Origin of the sequence: Neobacillus notoginsengisoli, from assembly GCF_003515685.1 — a bacterium.
Lineage (GTDB): Bacteria > Bacillota > Bacilli > Bacillales > Cytobacillaceae > Bacillus_D > Bacillus_D notoginsengisoli.
The window spans coordinates 429350-445778 of sequence record NZ_QWEG01000001.1; the positions used below are offsets into that span (position 1 = coordinate 429350).

A 16429-nucleotide genomic window follows, 5' to 3' on the forward strand; every position below is an offset into this window, starting at 1 on the left:
CCAAAAAAAATTTTTAACAGGAACTGTAGTGGTTTTTGTTTTGCCTTCGTCTATTAGTGTGGAGTGGGAAAGGGGGGAGAGAGATTAGTGATTCTGTGTTAGTTGAAAAGGTGCTTGCTGGGAGTGACCAGGCGTTCAGGGTTCTTATTGAGAAGTACCGGCATGATGTGTTCCGGACTGTTTATGCCGTGCTGAGGGACCAGAAGGAGGCGGAGGATGCTGCCCAGGAAGTGTTTATGAAAATCTATCGTTCTCTCCCCCGTTATGAGCACCAGGGTTTCAAAACATGGATAACCCGGATTGCTGTCAATCATGCTATTGATATAAAACGAAAGCTGGCGAGGCGAAAAGAGGAAGCCCTAGAATTTCAGGCGCAGGAGGTATTCGCGACCGGCAGGGATAGTGTTGAAGAGCAAATGTTTCTCAAAGAAAAACAGCGGCTTGTCAGGGAGCGGCTTGAAGAAGTCCCGGAAAATTACCGGGATGTGATTGTTGGATTTTACATAGCGGAAAAGTCTTATCAGGAAATGGCCGAAGAGCTACAGGTGGCGGTCAAGACGATTGAGACAAAGTTGTATCGGGCCCGAAATTGGATGAGGAAGCATTGGGAGGAGGACGATTTTTCATGAAGCATTATTCATTGGCTGACTGGCTTGCTTATATTGAAGGGAAAGCGGATGCGCACCAACAGGCGGAAATGGAAGACCATCTCTACTCCTGCGCAGAATGCCTTGAACTCTATTCAACCGGAATCGAAATCAATGCTGCGCATTTCCCTGGCATTCAGAACCAGGAATTTACCGATCATGTCATGAACCAAATCACTTTTGCCAAAGGGCAGGGGGAAGAAGACGGCAATGCATTAAGCCAGCCGCATCGTAAGGAAAAGCCTTATTACCGAAACCAGGTATTCCACTACATCGTGGCGGCAGCGGCGACCCTGCTGCTTATGTTCTCAGGAGTCTTTCAATCCATCACCGCGATAGCCGGCACTATTGATTCAAAAACAAAAAATACGTCCTACACCGAAGGTTTTATTACCAAAACGTTCGCATGGATGGACTCACTGGAAAAGAACAAGGAGGATGATCAATAAATGAAGAATCCAATCGCGGCGTTGACTCTGTCTGTTTTCCCCGGACTTGGCCATATTTACAACGGCAAAATTCTCAAGGGGCTGTTTTATTTAATCACTGTTGTGGGAGCTGAACTGTTTGCTGTGGTTTTGTTCATGAATAACGAGCCTGACCTTGGCGTGATCAGCTTTTTTATCGGCCTGATCCTTTATATCATTAGCTTTATCGATATGGGAAGGCAACTTTCAAAGAGCTTTGCTAAAAAAACTGAGGGCGCAGGCGATGATGCGAAGCCTGGAAATCAGGAGTCTGAAAGGTTTTATGCGATCATCCTCTCGCTCATACCCGGTCTCGGCCACTTTCAGCTTGGCCTGATGAACCGCGGGGTGACACTGCTCGCTTCATTCATTGGGTGTGGGGTGATGGTCATGTTTGTGACAGTCATGACCGGCAGAGGTGAGTTTCTCGTTTTCCTGGCTGTGCTGCCAATCATTTGGCTCTACGGATTTTTTGATGCGACCGTCCAGCTCAATAAGAAACAGCGCGGCGAGATTCTTGTCGACAGGACGATTTTTGAGGAATTCGAAATGCGAAGGGAGGATGGCAAAAAAAGTCGGGCTATCGCAACGTTCCTTTCCATTTTCCCGGGGGCGGGGCATCTCTATCTTGGTTTGCAGCGCCGTGGCATCCAGCTCATGGCAGCGTTCCTGTTTGCGATCTACATTCTGGATGTTTTGCGACTCGGAATTTTCTTGTTCCTAATTCCAATCATTTGGTTTTATAGCTTTTTTGACGGCTTGCAAAAGGCTTCACGAAGCGGAAGTGAATCTTTGGAGGATGTACCGGTCATTACCTATTTCGTAAACCACCAAAGATGGGTCGGCATCGGCCTTGTTGTACTTGGGTTCTATTATCTATTCACAAATATCTTCCTGCCGGTTTTCCAGCCAATCATCGCGAGGTTCGTAACGGTCGATATGTACATGCTAAGCAACTATCTCCAAACAGCGATTGTGTGCATCCTGCTGATCGGAGGCGGACTGAAGCTGTTGGCCGGAAACAAAGAGAAGAAGGGGGAATCAGGGGTATGAGCAGCATAAACTGGGTGAAGGTTTTGACAGGGATGGCCATGTTGGCCGCTGCATACATTACGCTTCTGTTCAGAAAAAAAGGAAAGGCGGGGGCTCAATGAGGACTTGGCGGGTCGGTACGTTTACGATGGGTGCAGCACTCCTGTTTCTAGGAGTTCTGCTCCTCATCTCGCAATTCGCGGATTACAGTTTATACACGGTGATGCTATCGTGGTGGCCTGCTTTATTGATTATCCTTGGTATTGAAATCCTTCTATTTCTGTTTGTCCAAAAGAAGGAAAATGCCTTTTTGAAATATGACCTTTTAAGCATTTTTATCGTTGGGCTTTTAGGAACGGCTGGTATAGGGTTTGCCATCCTGAGTTCCACCGGGGTGATGGGAAAAGTTGAAGCGGCGATGAACAAGGAGGAGCGTTCCTTTGAGCTTCCTGAGTATTCTTCTTCAATGGATTCGAATATAAAGCGGATTGTTGTGAACACAGCCGGCTATCCGTTGACGATTGAAACATCGGCGAGTAAGGAAGTTTCCATTTTTGGTACGTACCGGACACAAACATCAACAGGCGAAAAGCTGTTGGAAAGTGCCAGCGATTACGTAACAGCAATTGAAAAAGGAGATACCCTTTATTTAAATATGAAACGATTGCCGTCAGGGGCTTGGCCGTTTGATTCCTATTCAACCTTGGAAGCGGCATTGCTTGTTCCTGATGACGCCAATCTCGATGTCGCGGGAGTAGACAGTGAGCTTTCCTTGAAGCCAAGAGTCCTCCTCGGTAACTGGACAGTGGACCGTGCCTCAGAGGTATCGCTTCACCTGGACAGCAGAAGTGATATAAAGGTGACTGCAACGAATATCCAAAATCTTGCAGGTAAGGACGAGCTATGGTCAGTCGGGGACAGTGAAACTAAAGGTTCGGACGAGGATGGAACCGTCCGGAATGCAGTCTACCAAACTGGTGAGGGGAAACATAGCATCGCCATCTCGAATGCGTTTAGGGTGAATCTTGAAGGCGGGCGTTGAATTTTGTTGCCTTGTATTGACCGTTTTTTTTTCGTAAGATTTTATCTGAAGAAAGGCGGCTGTGCCAGGCATTATTCATTGGATAAAACAGGATGTAGAAAAGATCCTCTCGGACTTGATGCTGAAAAACATGCTTGAGGATGCAATGGTCAAGGTTTGGCTGTAAGTGTTGAAGTTTGAGAATTGGCGACCTGCCTTTATTACATAAAACCGTCAGAAGGTAAGTCGATCCTCGAGTTCCATGATATCGACTCTGAAGGACTGAAACGGATGTAAAAGCGGCCAGGGAAATAAAAGCTGCTAAAAATCAATGTTACGGTTTTTAACAGCTCGACTTTGTAAAAGCAGCTGCTGATTCTGAAGCAATATTAAACGACATCGAAGTTTGTGCGTCTGTGTATGTTAAGGAGTTATCAACGTGGAGCGGAGAAGTTGAGGAATGAGGCGACTTGGATGTAGCCGGCAGTTGAAAAATAGATAACGCGAAACACTCATGAACTTTGGAAATTCAAAGTTTCGTGAGTGTCTTTTTTTGCCTATGAATATATTGTCCAATTATAGAAGAGTTGGTAACTTCACCTTTTTTGATTGTTAAAAAATGTATTTGAGATAGGATAATTCTTTCTCCTGTCGAATGTGTTTATTAAAGATGGAAGTATTACAAATTTTGATATAGAAAAAATGCAAAAAACTATTGGGTGATTCTAATAATGTAGATAGGGTCGCAGATAGAAATTCAATCAATCACTCTTCCCATCCTTATTTTTATTAACTTCGAGGTGAAAAAAGTATGCTGAATTATAACTTCCATGCAATTCTTGAACCACTTGAGTTTCAATCATTAGTATGTGATATTGTTCAACTTCGAGACGATATTTTTCTCGAGACTTACAAAGAAGGGAGGGATTTTGGTATTGATGGCTCTTATACAAATAAAAAGGGAAGGACTATTGTTCAAGTAAAACGCTATCAACCTAATGCTTTTAATAGATTGTATTATGATCTAAAGACAAAGGAGTTACCTAAGGTCCGGAAATTGGCACCTAATCGATATATTTTAGGAGTATCTATGGATTTTGCCCCTGGACAAAAAGAGAAAATAGTTGAATTATTCCAAGGCTGTATCCTTGATAATGAAGATATTATTAGCTCCAAGGATATCAATAACCTCCTTGGTGATCCAAGATATAAACGTATAGAATTAGCTTTTCCAAAGCTTTGGTTGCCTAGTATTAATGCATTTATCAATACTATGCATAAAACCGTACATAGTGCACTATATAAAGAGTCTTTGGAGGAACTAAAAGGTGCTGTGAAAAAGTCAAAATCTTTTGTTCCAACGAGAATCTATCTAAGAGCTCTTGAAAAATGGACCAATAAAAATGTTATTATCCTTTCAGGAGAGCCAGGGGTAGGAAAGACAACTATTGCTCATCTATTAGCACTGGCATATTTACAACCCGCTAATTTAGACGGTTTTGTTTGGGCGAATTCCATTAATGATATTTATGCGATGCTTGAAGATGACCGACAACAAGTATTTATTTTAGATGACTTTTGGGGTAGCGTTTTTAATGATGAGTTAAAAAGCAGAAATAATGAAAACCGTCTAAATAAACTTATAAAGCGAATAGTAGAATCTAAGACAAATAAAAGGCTTATCCTTACAACCAGAGAATATGTCCTTCAACAAGGGTTACAGAAAAATCCAATTCTGAAGGAAACGCTGAATCAATATGCATTGGTTTGTACTATGGAGGAATATGGATATGATGATAGAGCAAGAATTTTACTAAGTCATATCTATACATCCAAGCTAGAATATGAATTTGTCGAATATCTTTATAAAAGAATAGATAGGCTTATTTATCATGAGAATTACAATCCGCGGGTATTGGCTCTGTTTTTGGATAAGGATCGGGAAGACAACTGTTCACCAGAGGATTATTTTTATTATCTCTGTGACTATTTTGATCATCCTACTTCATTTTGGGAAGATATATTCAATGAGTTGTCCGATGAAGCAAAAATTGTTTCTATGCTGCTTCTAATATCATCGACCCCAATGCTTTATTCCGACATGGAAATTTGTTATATGAAATACATAAGTAAATGTCCTGAGGTTACAAAAGTAAAAAGTCTTAAAGAGTGTTTAGCTGAACTAGAGAAAACAATGATCAAGTCATCCTTTAATGAAGAAATCGAAGAAATTATTTTGAGGTTTACAATACCTGCGGTACAGGATTATTTATATGAATTTATGTCCGATAATATTGAGCAGTATATACCGATAATTTTAAAATCTAGTGCTTTTTTCAATCAACTTCAATTTTCGTTTCAATATTTTTCCAATCGTTGTAGTGACAGAATAAATAATTTAATAATACAAGAGTGTATTACCCACTATTCAGACTATGGAGTTAGTTATATGGAGTATGATGGGAGCTGGAATTGGGATCCAGAAGTGGAAAAAGAAATAGATGATTATTTTGTTGGGGAACTAAATAGACTTCATGAATTGCTCATTAATTGCAATCCCCAAAAACATAAAAATTTATTTGCCTTTTTAGAAGTGAAAATACAAAATTATTGTTTAACAATGGGAGCTGGCAATTTAATTTCGCAATACACTGATTTGCAAAATATCCCAGGAATTATAATCCGCTGCATTGAAAAAGGGATGGAATTTGATGGGGAGAGTATCATTAATAAATATTTTGAGGAGGCTTTCAGTGTTTACCACTTCAAAAATATGCGGGATTTCGATAAGGCTTTCCCAGAAGAGTATGCTTACTTTTATCAAAAGAATTATGAAAAAGTTAGAAGAAACTTAAAAAATACTATACTAAAAGAGTTGGATTTGCTTTATGAATTAGATATGGATATTAATTTTGATATGCTAATCGATGATGTTCCTGATGTCTTAAAAGAATTTGGACTACGGTATACAAAGCAATTCGAATCTAAGATTTTTTCTGCAACAGGGAGAAAGCCACACATTATTAGTAAACAAAAAAGTAAATTCCCACAAAACGAAAGGAACCCTGAGCGAGAAGAAATAGAACTAAACGAAATTAAACAGGATGCTTCTCTGTGGCTATTTGGCCCTAGGGAGACAAAACTAGAGAATAAAGAAAAACTTGCTTGTATTTTTGAGAGTAATTTAAGCCCTTCTTTAAAAAGTGAATTTAAGAAAATTGTTAACAGTGCCGAACCCCACTATTTATATAATCTGATGGAAACTAGAGAATCATTTGAGATTCTACTAAAAGCTTTTCCTATAAGTGAATTTAGCTTTCCAAATAATGAGAGTAGTATAATGATGAATTTCCTTTCTTATTTGAGCCAAAACAATACCGATTTACTAAAAAAAATTATAGGTTTTTGTGCAGAAGCCCTAGTTCTGTTTATATACCAAGACGAACCTGTTTTAAGAATAGATGAATTTATAACAAGTGATATATATAACACATATTTAAAAACAGATAAAGATTTTTGCGAGTATGTATTCAAAAATTTGCTTTTGTCAGACGAACAATGGATCCGTTTTCTGCACATTCCTCTTTTCATTTTCTGTAACGCTATTATTTTTTCTTTAGATGGTAAGGATAAAATGTTAGAGGAGTATTGGGAAGATTTATGGGGAGAAAATTTCAACAAACTAAAAATAATAACCAAAAACGGTCAAAAGTATAACACTAAGATTCTTTATGCAGACATTGGTACATACTACTTTAAACGTGCAGATTGGGAAGGAAGTATGTATAGGATTTTTGAGGAACTAACTCCTTTTCATTTTAATGAATTTTATGTAGCGCCACGACTCTCAATTTACCTAAAAAAGTTGGGGAATGGCGATATAGATAGTAAAATCCTAAAACACAGTTCAATTTGTAGGTTTGATTTTGAATATACTAAATTTAGAAAGCCTAAATATTCTCGCTGTTTTATTGATGATGAGTTGTCAATGCTAGATCATTTGGGAATAACTGAAGGGTTAGATATTTTTCCAAATGAAATATCAAAAAGTTTGTTAAACAAACTTCAAGCAAGAGAGGATATTTGTAAAAAGCAAAACGGGAACTATAGGGTATATGTCTATAAAATTAAAGATATACAGTTATTAAAGAGACTAGGGGTCTATGAACAATTTTATAAGTTTGTTAATAAAATTGAAGCTTTAAATTCACGATTTTTAAGAGGAGATTTCTCTCCAATAGAAGAATCAAAATTAATTTGGATAAATAATGAGTAATTTCATACCTTTTATAAATTGGTAGCCCTTAAAGGAGTGATGACAACCGGCAAAACCGATTTATTTGGGAATTGTTAATGATTAATGACAAAGACTACAAAAAAATGCTGAAACCTAGAAGATCCCTTCCCAAACATTTTAAAGCAATTTTCGGTAGAAAAAGCCTTAAAAAAAAAGAGGAAAATTCCTAACCCGGAAAACCGCCTACTGACGTGGTTTTTTATTGTTATAAGAGCTAGGGTAGTCGGGAACTACGCTATCAAAGTCATTCCACTATCTTTTCCATGTAGAAGTTTCTAGCCAATAGCCGGTACAAATAATACGATTACAATAAAGGTAAACACCCCAAGAGGCGATTTGAGAGAGGTTGTTAAGGAAAAAAACAAAAAAAGTTTCCTTAAAAGATAAGCATCATTACCTTCTATCCTCCACACCTCAAATAATTCCTCATATTACCGTCTTGCGCATCTTTCATACAAGATGCTTCTCTCAGAAAAAAGTATTCATGTGAATGCTCGAACGGATGCCATTCATAGAGCTATTCCTACTCATCATCCTCATTAGGGTAGCCCGTATTATAGTAGGATTCTGCTAACTCTTCGTAAAACCCCCAGTCCATATCCACCGTATTTTCCAATACATTTTCTAACCTTTCTGCAAAATGGTTATAGTATTCTTCTTCCATTCCGCATTTCGAGGTGACTTTGTCGTACATCATTGCAAGGCTATTGTAAAAAGAGTCATACATATTCCCGTAAGCGTTTGTAAATTTAACTCCTTGTTCTACGTAGAAGAGCATTAAATCAAGGGTCTTGAGTTCATGGCCTGTAAGTTTGCCAAAGTTTGAAATTGTTTTTTTTGCATTTGCAAGGCGTAGTTTTGGCTCCCCTCGATCAGGGAAGAATTCATTTTCTATACTTTTCTTTGCCTGGCTGTACAGTTCCTCTGTTGCTTTGTCGCCAAGAAATTTCACGGATAAAATGGACTGAACGTCTTTACTTGTTTTAAAAAGTTCTGTTATTAGTTGAATCAGTTCCTTTTGATCGTATTCTTTTAATTCCTTTTTTAACTCTGACACTTTGATTTTCACTGTTGATTCCTCCCGTGTACGAAAATAATGTTTCTTTACCTATTATAAAATAAAAAGACCAGGTTAGATGGTTTCAGTTTTGCTGTTTTTCTCATTGTGATTATGGGAAAAGTACTAGAGAACGATATGAGTAAAAGGAGGCGGAAGGAATGAGTGATGAGAAGAAAAAGCTCGAGGAAGTGCTTTCACATTCGCTTGAAGTCGAAGAAAATCTGATGCGGACGTATTTAATCACGGCTGACAATATCCATGGAGATGATGAGCTTAAGAATCGACTCGAGAATTTTGCGGAAGGGAATGCGAAACGAACCGATCAGCTAATAGAAGAGCTTAAGGAGCTAAAGGATAAATAGTTTGGAACAATCTGCTGCAGGAGAGGTTTGCGGCAGATTTTTTTATGGAATATTTTACAGGCTGGAAGGCTTACAATAGCAGAGTTTCCCGTTTCATAGGAAGGGAATGAGCTTTGTTAATGCAAAAAAGGCCAAGATTCTGATTTCTCTTATGGCAAAATCAAAACCGCTTCCATGTAGCTGGATTAGCCACAGTCAGATACCCTTTATGAATAGTGAAGAATGAGTGTCTTTTCGTCGGGACAGCATTTTTTCTTGGCAGAAGAAAGATGATATAATAGAAGGGATAAAATTCAAGGCGGTGAGATATTTGGGGGTAAATCGTGAAGAATTAAAGCGAATGATTGACCAAATTCCTGAACAAGATGCTCTTGAAGTGTATGATTTTATTGAACAATTAAACATGAAAAGGGAAAAGGTTACTTTAAATGAGATAGAGGTTGAATATCTTGCCAAAGATGAAAATTTGATAAGCCAGGTTCAAAAAAGCCGTGAAGATCGCCGGAATGGACGTGTTTACGGCAGAGAGTAGGGGCTTCAATATCTTCGCAAAAGATTCGAGGATTCCTAATGGATGACAAGGAATATGATGTTTTTTGGTCACAAACTGCGTTGGATGAATTAAGTAATATTCTTGCTTACCCTTCATAAGTAAAGGAAAGAATTTATTTGGACTCGTTTAATCGATTATCATATATGCCTACACTTACAGCAAAGAAAATCCCTTATGGTTTAATGGAAGGTTATTGGGCGAGACTCGGACTATACAAAGTTATTCTACTATTTGAGGTAAATGAAGAAAAAGCAGTAGTTTGGATTGATGGCATTAAACATAAGTGGGAAAATCCACCTTGGAAAGATAAATAATTTTTGAGGATAGATAAGCATCTACATCGGTTGTAGATGTTTTTTTGTGCTATCTATTTGTGCAAGCTCGCAATAGATTGTTTCAAAAGAATTGTATAGTATATGTTAGAATATTAGTAAAAAAGGGTGGTAAATAATGGCTGAGGCAAAAATTCATCCATTGATTTTAATGAGTCTTTTGATCAATGCTATTGGAATGGGAATGTTTGCTTATGAAAATTACCATGAAAATAATATGGGTCATTCTGTAACATTTATAATTTAATGTTTATTTTTGGTCGTTCTAACAGTTTATGGATTAATGAGAAACCATAAAGTAAACCGCACCAGCAAAAAGAGAAACTAAGCATCTCTGATATGGTGGGGCCGGGTCGTCTTTGACGTCCATTTCCAGACTCCATGAGGGAGTGATAAAGTTGATCAGGAACAACACAGTGTCCAAATCGTACTATCGAAGACTGATTTTACGAGATTTAATTTTTGGCAGTAAAAGCAGCCTGGTTTTGCTTGTGCTTTATGTGGCGTTGTGGCGGATTACATACACCATTACTAAAATAGGACAATTGAAGACCAATATTCCAATCTTTATCGGACTCTGCATTCTGATGTTCTTAACGTTTATCTATATCTTTGTCTCTTATCGTAAGTATATGAAGAAAGCCTGCTTATTCGAGATAGGCAGCCGGATTGATCTCGATGAGAAGCAATTGGTCTTTGTCTCAAATGCTTCCACTGACCGGCATGTTTTTTCCTTCGAAAGTTTAACAGCAATAAAGGAAAACAAAAAATGGTATCTACTATATTTTCACGAACAAACCATGATCCCTATTTCTAAGGAAACGAGCGATTCCCTTGAACAGGTAAAAGAGTGGTTAGCCGGTTTTAAGCCGATTTATCCAGCCTTTTGGAAAGGGACGGCACTTTTCTTTTTACTCGTTACCCTTGTTGGAGGCTATTCTGTTGGCAAAAATGCAGTCGATTTTAACGGGGCTTTAGCCTGGAAAATCAACGAGCTGAAAACGGAATCTAGAATAAAGCTGAAGAACGATAACTTTTACGAAACAAAGCTTGATGGCATACTCGATTCCGTAAAAGCGGAGATGGAGCTGGAACCGTATTTAATGACCAATGATTTAGAAATTGAATTTGAACAGGATGGGACGATGACATCTATTTATACGTATATTTACGGATTCGACCGGAACGAGGAATTGCAATCAGGATACTTGATTCATTTTGACAAAACAAAAAGCAATAGGATCAGGGTACATAAACAGGATTGGAATGGGGAAGGCACAACGGTTTACGATCGAAATAACGATTTATCAATTGTGAACAAGATGCTGGAATTGATCCCTGTTGAAGATGTTGTAAAGCGTTGGAATGAGAAGCATTCTGCTGTCCTCTACAAAGGAATCAGGAATTGGGGAGTTACCCGGGAAGGGATTCACTTTATTGATGAAAACGGAAGGGAACTTCCTTCCGAAGCTGACCCGGAAAACTCTGGCCCAACCATTTCCCTTTACGTGCCAGGCAAGGAGGATTCGATAACTCCACAGCGGTATATTTATAAACCATTTTTTCGCGAAGAGTAGGGCAGTTATTTTGAAAAAAGGATGGATTGAATGAAGAAAGGTCATAGCAGTCAGTTACTCATTTTCATTTTAGTTTTCGTTGCGATTGTGACCGTCCTTATTTTGCAACTAAATCATAGGGAACAAAAAATACCGAATGTAAAGCCGGTTGAAGTCAAAAAGGCAGAGATAGACAGCAAACTCCCCTACACATTGCAAGTAGTTGAAGGTGACGAAAAACCGGAAACGATTGCTTACCGATTCTGGTTTGAACTCATGGATCGGTTACTGCAAGAGGGGGCGATTGCGGGTAAAACTTTTACGAGATTTACGAAATTAGCGGGAGATGAGAATTCTTTTATAGTTGCGGCCGTTTTTCAAGTGCAGCTGCCAGAAGCACCGAAAATCGATTACGGCTTGGGGAAGGCAGACGAGAATCGTGTCGTACCTGATATAGTTTGGAAGCTTTCCATCAATAAAGGTGAGGGCTTAACGTACACATTAACGAATATTGAAAGAACTACGGATACGAAAATCGGCTTGCCACCTGTTGAATCGATGGAAGACTATCAAAAGAAAGCGGGAATTAAGGATCAATCCAAAGGCATAGATTACGAGATGAAGGATGATACGCTTAGAGTCACATATGATGGAGGGGAGAACTGGAAGGTTGTTCCTGTTGCGGTTGGAGATTTAGTTCGCGGTGATAGTAACGACCCACAAGAACAGTTAATGGATGGCAGTTATGTGATGACACCAGAAATTACCGCGTTTTTGCTGAATGGGGTGCGGGTTCTAACTAGCCGTGATAAAGGGGAAACGTGGAATGAGGTGCTTGTTTCGAATCAGCTGCCAGCTCTGCGCTTGCAAAAACTGGGGTTCACGTCGGGCCAGGACGGGTATCTCATCTTGACAGGTGAAAAAACGATGAGCTGGGAGGCACACTTTGTATTCAAAACAAACGATGGCGGCCGCTCATGGCACAATGCCGGTTCGGTGAAAGACGTCTATTCCTTGGTTACAGATGGAGGGTTTATCAACGGGCAATTAGGGTTTATTTCCTTCGGGGAAATTCGTTATGAGGGGCAGCCGCCAAAACCGAATCTATACCGGACTGCCGATGGCGGAGCGAATTGGGAACCCGTCGAGGTTCCGATACCGGAAGAATATTTGGGCTATTTCACAGTCGCAGAAATTCCCGTCTTCAATGGAACAGAAGGAACTTTGCTGGTTAACCAAGGTCCAAATGGGGATTATTTGGGTGGGAACGTATTGGCGAAGTTTGTCTCGCGGGATCAGGGGAAAACATGGTCATTTGTGGGGCTGGTTGATCCGGATGGGGTGCTTCGCTAGTACTCATGAATGTCAGGCCCATAGCTGCTAATTAGGTTTGGGTGCTCGCATGGCACTCCGCGGCATTTCGGTGAGAACCCATCCTGGTTGTCACGCAAAGCCTGGATGAGTGACAACACTGGTTCAAAACCCGTTGATGTTGTCACGCAAGCCCCGTATGAGTGACAACAATCGTTCAAAACCCGTTGAGGTTGTCACGCAAAGTCTGGATGGGTGACAACACTCGTTCGAAACTCGTTGAGGTTGTCACGCAAGCCCTAGATGAGTGACAACACTCGTTCAAAATCCGTTGATGTTGTCACGCAAGCCCCGTATGAGTGACAACAATCGTTCAAAACCCGTTGAGGTTGTCACGCAAAGTCTGTATGAGTGACAACACTCGTTCGAAACCCGTTGAGGTTGTCACGCAAAGTCTGGATGAGTGACAACAATCATTCAAAACCCATTGAGGTTGTCACTCAAAGTCTGGATGGGTGACAACAATCGTTCAAAACCCGTTGAGGTTGTCACGCAAAGTCTGTATGAGTGACAACAATCGTTCAAAACCCGCTGAGATTGTCACGCAAAGTCTGTATGAGTGACAACACTCGTTCAAAACCCGCTGAGATTGTCACGCAAAGTCTGTATGAGTGACAATAATCGTCCAAAACCTGTTGAGGTTGTCACGCAAGACCTGGATGAGTGACAACAATCGTTCAAAATCCATTGATGTTGTCACGCAAAGTCTGTATGAGTGACAACAATCGTTCAAAACCCGTTGAGATTGTCACGCAAAGCCTGGATGGGTGATAAGCTTCCCGAATAATTCTCTGTCTACTATTAAAGGGCGCAATTCCCAGCCACTCTGTGTGGTATAAATTCATTCGACAGAACTCGGGCGTGCTAGGCACTATTCTTTTGAATTATCAGATAATAGTTGTGCATTAGGAAGGAATTTGTATATATTTTATGTAGAACATGACGAACGGTTGCTAATATTTCATTGGATAGGAGAATGCCTAATGGAAGAAACAATCGAAAAAGCGATACAAGATATTTACCCTGATGATTTCGCGTGGTGTTACGGGTGTGGCCGACTGAACGAAGAGGGCCACCAGCTTCGTACGGGTTGGCAGGGCGATCAAACGGTTACTATTTATACACCTGAATCAAAGTATATGGGAATTCCAGGTTTTCTTTATGGTGGGATGATCGCCTCGTTCATTGATTGCCATGGGACGGGATCCGCCGCACTTGCTTTACACCGGAAGAATGGGAACGAAATTGGCGATGGGACAGCACCGCCAAGGTTTGTCACGGCCAGCCTCAATGTGGAATTCCTTAAACCAACGCCACAAGATGTGCCGCTAAAAGCAATTGGAACTGTTGAAGAAATCCATCCGAAGAAATGGAAAGTTCGTACAGAAGTATTTGCAAATGATCTTCTTTGTGCCCGTGGAGAGGTCGTTGCAGTCGTCATGCCTAGTACATTTATGCAAAGTAATGATCAATAAGATTTTGGTACCTGGGCATTCCGTATGGGATGCGGGCTCTAATGAAGAGAAAAAGGACCGGATTGGGTCCTTTTTGCGTATGTGAAACTGCTATTGCCAATAACTGGCTCTACAACTATGATAAAGATATAAAACAATGGTAGAGGGGGATATTTTTATGATCCCGGCAAAATTAGAGCCTATTTCAATCATTCCGGCAAGAACCGTGGAATCCATTATAGACTGGTTCGAACACAATAAACGGTCGTTTTATATACTGGGTTTGTCCTATCTTAGGAGCCAGAAGCAAATGGAAGAGGTTTTTTACCGCTGCATCTTAAAAGTACATAAGGAGTTGCCCCGCTTGAAGGAAGACGCATCTTTCAAAATGTGGGTGACATCGATTTTTATTCAATCCTGCCGGGAGGTTTCACGGGATGAAAGTTTACAAGCTTCAGAGAAAAGTGAGCCGCGCCCGGATTTATTTACCGCGCTTGATCAGTTGAAAGAGTCTGAGCGGGAAGCGGTCATTCTTACATATATCCAACAATTTTCACAAGAACATGCAGCCTATCTTCTCCAAGTTTCGGAGGACGAGCTGAAAAAGGATTTGTTTTCCGGAATCCAGAAGATTAAAAAAGAGCTCGGCTATGGGAGGAGCAGTCATGGCTGTAAGGAGTATTATCAAAATTACATCGATTATTTTGAAAGAACACTGGACCGGCCGGAAAAGGTGGACTTCGAGATTCATGTTTATCATTGCCAAAACTGCCAGGAGGATTTGGCTGCGTTTCAGGATATCATCTTCTTGATGGTTGATTTTGCCGAAAAAGCTGAGGACTTTCATGTTCCTTCCAATCTTCTGGAGAACGTCAAAGCCAGGCTGGCCGAAATGGAAACCCAAAGACATCGGAAGAACAAGAAACGAATCAAAATGGGGATTGTTGTGGCAAGTGTTTTGATCTTGATTATAGGAATCGAATTTTTTACAGGGTCTTTTCGCAACACCTACTATGCCTATGCGGAAAAAGATCAGGAATTGCGTCCTTTTTTGCAAAAGGGATTTGGAAAAATGCTGAATCTTAAAGCTGAGAACGACGGGGTAAGAATTACAATCAAGAGCGCGGTTGCGGATGATATTCAGACGCTCATTTTTTATGAAGTGGAAGATAAGGGTGGGGAGCATCAATATATAATCGATAGCTTTGAAGGGGTTTCTGTGCAGAATGAAAGTGAAATCATGGGTTTTGCAGCACAATCAAGGTACTATCCCCCTGACCTTACATCTGGAGTGAATAGTAAAGAAAAGAACGTTTATCAAGGCAAGATGAGCCTCAGGCCAATAAGACATGATAACGGAATCATCAAACTTAGGATTACAAAGCTTCTGAAATTAATTCCTGATCCCTCCAGCCCATTTGGAGTGGACTTTTTCAGGACCACGGCGTCTGAAACAGGGGAGTGGAGCTTTGAAATCCCCGTTACAAAAAAACCTTCTTCCGAATATGAACTGGATGAAGTAACAGAAATTGCAGGCATTCCAGTTCGATTTGATAAGTTGATCATCGCTCCGACAACGACGGTTCTGCAATATGCCGTTAGCCATGAACAGCCAGAGAAACGGCTCGATTCTCTGAATTTTGGCGTGATGGAAGTAAACAATAAAAAGTTGAAACCGGATCTATATGGAAGTACGTATCTAGACGGACATTTTGACGGAAATTGGGCGGGTTTACAGCAATTCTTTGAACCAGTTTTGGATGAAAAGCCAAAAGAGGCCACTATCCATTTCAATTCAGCCAATTTATCGATTATAGACGAGAAAATCATTGAACTAACTGCTTCTCAGCAATATCCGCATACCTTTGAATATGCCGGCAGCACTATCACGATTGATATGCAAGAAATTGGCCAGTCTAAAAAGATTGTCATAAGCAATTTTGAAACGAAGAATCGGGCATATGAGTATCTTCAAATAGATTTCATGGATGAAAATGGGTATGGAACTGGGCTCACGATGGATACTGAAGGAATTATCGTTGATAAAAACGGGGTTGAATACGATACAAATGACCCCTCGATTTCATATGAAAAACTCGAAATGCCACGTCATTTCACCACAGTCCAAAACATCATGGCGGACAGTCAGAATGGTGGAGGGAATGAGATTCCGAAACGTCTCGTGATTCGGGGTTACAATACAACAAGGTATTTGGATGATGTTGTGAAGCTTACCTTGAAATAAAGGAACACTCACAAGCTTTGGTTTTTCAAAGT

Annotated in this window: 15 protein-coding genes; 13 read left to right on the top strand and 2 right to left on the bottom strand. The window is 40.1% G+C overall.

Going from position 1 to position 16429, the window contains the following annotated elements; translation table 11 throughout:
• Nucleotides 1-95: 95 nt before the first annotated feature.
• From D1B31_RS02275 to D1B31_RS02295, 5 genes are all read left to right on the top strand, one after another.
• A complete protein-coding gene (locus D1B31_RS02275; protein WP_118919113.1) occupies nucleotides 96-629 on the top strand; it encodes an RNA polymerase sigma factor in 534 nt (177 codons plus the stop codon).
• A complete protein-coding gene (locus tag D1B31_RS02280) occupies nucleotides 626-1096 on the top strand; it encodes an anti-sigma factor (protein WP_118919114.1) in 471 nt (156 codons plus the stop codon). The genes D1B31_RS02275 and D1B31_RS02280 overlap by 4 nt, the downstream gene beginning before the upstream one ends.
• Nucleotides 1097-2167, top strand: coding sequence for a hypothetical protein (locus D1B31_RS02285; protein ID WP_118919115.1), 1071 nt, complete (start codon nucleotides 1097-1099; stop codon nucleotides 2165-2167).
• Nucleotides 2168-2264: 97 nt separating this feature from the next.
• Nucleotides 2265-3188, top strand: coding sequence for a hypothetical protein (locus D1B31_RS02290; protein ID WP_118919116.1), 924 nt, complete (start codon nucleotides 2265-2267; stop codon nucleotides 3186-3188).
• Between the two features lie 790 nt (nucleotides 3189-3978).
• On the top strand, nucleotides 3979-7443 hold the full coding sequence (locus tag D1B31_RS02295) for an nSTAND3 domain-containing NTPase (RefSeq protein ID WP_118919117.1): 3465 nt from the start codon (nucleotides 3979-3981) through the stop codon (nucleotides 7441-7443).
• 544 nt (nucleotides 7444-7987) lie between these two features.
• Here the strand turns inward: D1B31_RS02295 and D1B31_RS02300 are convergent.
• Nucleotides 7988-8533 carry a DUF6155 family protein gene (locus D1B31_RS02300; RefSeq protein ID WP_118919118.1) on the bottom strand — a complete coding sequence of 182 codons (546 nt, stop codon included), beginning with the start codon at nucleotides 8531-8533 and terminating at the stop codon, nucleotides 7988-7990.
• 149 nt (nucleotides 8534-8682) lie between these two features.
• Here D1B31_RS02300 and D1B31_RS02305 point away from each other — a divergent pair, with 149 nt between their 5' ends.
• The 6 genes from D1B31_RS02305 to D1B31_RS02325 all read left to right on the top strand — a co-directional run bounded on the left by D1B31_RS02305 (nucleotide 8683) and on the right by D1B31_RS02325 (nucleotide 12680).
• Nucleotides 8683-8886, top strand: a complete 204-nt coding sequence (locus D1B31_RS02305; protein ID WP_118919119.1) for a hypothetical protein — start codon at nucleotides 8683-8685, stop codon at nucleotides 8884-8886.
• Nucleotides 8887-9226: 340 nt separating this feature from the next.
• On the top strand, nucleotides 9227-9418 hold the full coding sequence (locus tag D1B31_RS02310) for a hypothetical protein (RefSeq protein WP_240035126.1): 192 nt from the start codon (nucleotides 9227-9229) through the stop codon (nucleotides 9416-9418).
• Nucleotides 9419-9582: 164 nt separating this feature from the next.
• The gene (locus D1B31_RS24810) at nucleotides 9583-9753 is read left to right on the top strand and encodes a hypothetical protein (RefSeq protein ID WP_240035127.1); all 171 of its coding nucleotides are present in this window, start codon (nucleotides 9583-9585) and stop codon (nucleotides 9751-9753) included.
• A 136-nt stretch (nucleotides 9754-9889) separates the two neighbouring features.
• The gene (locus D1B31_RS24990; RefSeq protein WP_275670686.1) at nucleotides 9890-10018 is read left to right on the top strand and encodes a hypothetical protein; all 129 of its coding nucleotides are present in this window, start codon (nucleotides 9890-9892) and stop codon (nucleotides 10016-10018) included.
• A 151-nt stretch (nucleotides 10019-10169) separates the two neighbouring features.
• Complete coding sequence (locus tag D1B31_RS02320) at nucleotides 10170-11348, top strand: hypothetical protein (RefSeq protein WP_118919121.1); 1179 nt, start codon at nucleotides 10170-10172, stop codon at nucleotides 11346-11348.
• A 30-nt stretch (nucleotides 11349-11378) separates the two neighbouring features.
• Nucleotides 11379-12680 carry a WD40/YVTN/BNR-like repeat-containing protein gene (locus D1B31_RS02325; protein ID WP_118919122.1) on the top strand — a complete coding sequence of 434 codons (1302 nt, stop codon included), beginning with the start codon at nucleotides 11379-11381 and terminating at the stop codon, nucleotides 12678-12680.
• Here D1B31_RS02325 and D1B31_RS24005 read toward each other — a convergent pair.
• Entirely contained in the window at nucleotides 12677-12826 is a 150-nt protein-coding gene (locus D1B31_RS24005) for a hypothetical protein (RefSeq protein ID WP_158587411.1), read from the bottom strand. The two genes, D1B31_RS02325 and D1B31_RS24005, sit on opposite strands and share 4 nt — an antisense overlap.
• Before the next feature lie 855 nt (nucleotides 12827-13681).
• On the opposite strand from D1B31_RS24005, the gene D1B31_RS02330 reads away from it, so the two are divergent.
• Nucleotides 13682-14173: a PaaI family thioesterase gene (locus tag D1B31_RS02330; protein WP_118919123.1), complete on the top strand. Its 492-nt coding sequence runs from the start codon at nucleotides 13682-13684 to the stop codon at nucleotides 14171-14173.
• Nucleotides 14174-14330: 157 nt separating this feature from the next.
• Nucleotides 14331-16397 (top strand): DUF4179 domain-containing protein, encoded by a 2067-nt coding sequence (locus tag D1B31_RS02335; RefSeq protein ID WP_118919124.1) that lies wholly within the window; start codon nucleotides 14331-14333, stop codon nucleotides 16395-16397.
• Nucleotides 16398-16429 lie beyond the last annotated feature (32 nt).

What these genes read in the sequence shown, in the direction of transcription:
- D1B31_RS02280 (WP_118919114.1), top strand. Translation starts at nt 626, where the DNA reads ATGAAGCATTATTCATTGGCTGACTGGCTTGCTTATATTGAAGGGAAA.
- D1B31_RS02285 (WP_118919115.1), top strand. Translation starts at nt 1,097, where the DNA reads ATGAAGAATCCAATCGCGGCGTTGACTCTGTCTGTTTTCCCCGGACTT.
- D1B31_RS02290 (WP_118919116.1), top strand. Translation starts at nt 2,265, where the DNA reads ATGAGGACTTGGCGGGTCGGTACGTTTACGATGGGTGCAGCACTCCTG.
- D1B31_RS02295 (WP_118919117.1), top strand. Translation starts at nt 3,979, where the DNA reads ATGCTGAATTATAACTTCCATGCAATTCTTGAACCACTTGAGTTTCAA.
- D1B31_RS02305 (WP_118919119.1), top strand. Translation starts at nt 8,683, where the DNA reads ATGAGTGATGAGAAGAAAAAGCTCGAGGAAGTGCTTTCACATTCGCTT.
- D1B31_RS02310 (WP_240035126.1), top strand. Translation starts at nt 9,227, where the DNA reads ATGATTGACCAAATTCCTGAACAAGATGCTCTTGAAGTGTATGATTTT.
- D1B31_RS24810 (WP_240035127.1), top strand. Translation starts at nt 9,583, where the DNA reads ATGCCTACACTTACAGCAAAGAAAATCCCTTATGGTTTAATGGAAGGT.
- D1B31_RS24990 (WP_275670686.1), top strand. Translation starts at nt 9,890, where the DNA reads ATGGCTGAGGCAAAAATTCATCCATTGATTTTAATGAGTCTTTTGATC.
- D1B31_RS02325 (WP_118919122.1), top strand. Translation starts at nt 11,379, where the DNA reads ATGAAGAAAGGTCATAGCAGTCAGTTACTCATTTTCATTTTAGTTTTC.
- D1B31_RS02330 (WP_118919123.1), top strand. Translation starts at nt 13,682, where the DNA reads ATGGAAGAAACAATCGAAAAAGCGATACAAGATATTTACCCTGATGAT.
- D1B31_RS02335 (WP_118919124.1), top strand. Translation starts at nt 14,331, where the DNA reads ATGATCCCGGCAAAATTAGAGCCTATTTCAATCATTCCGGCAAGAACC.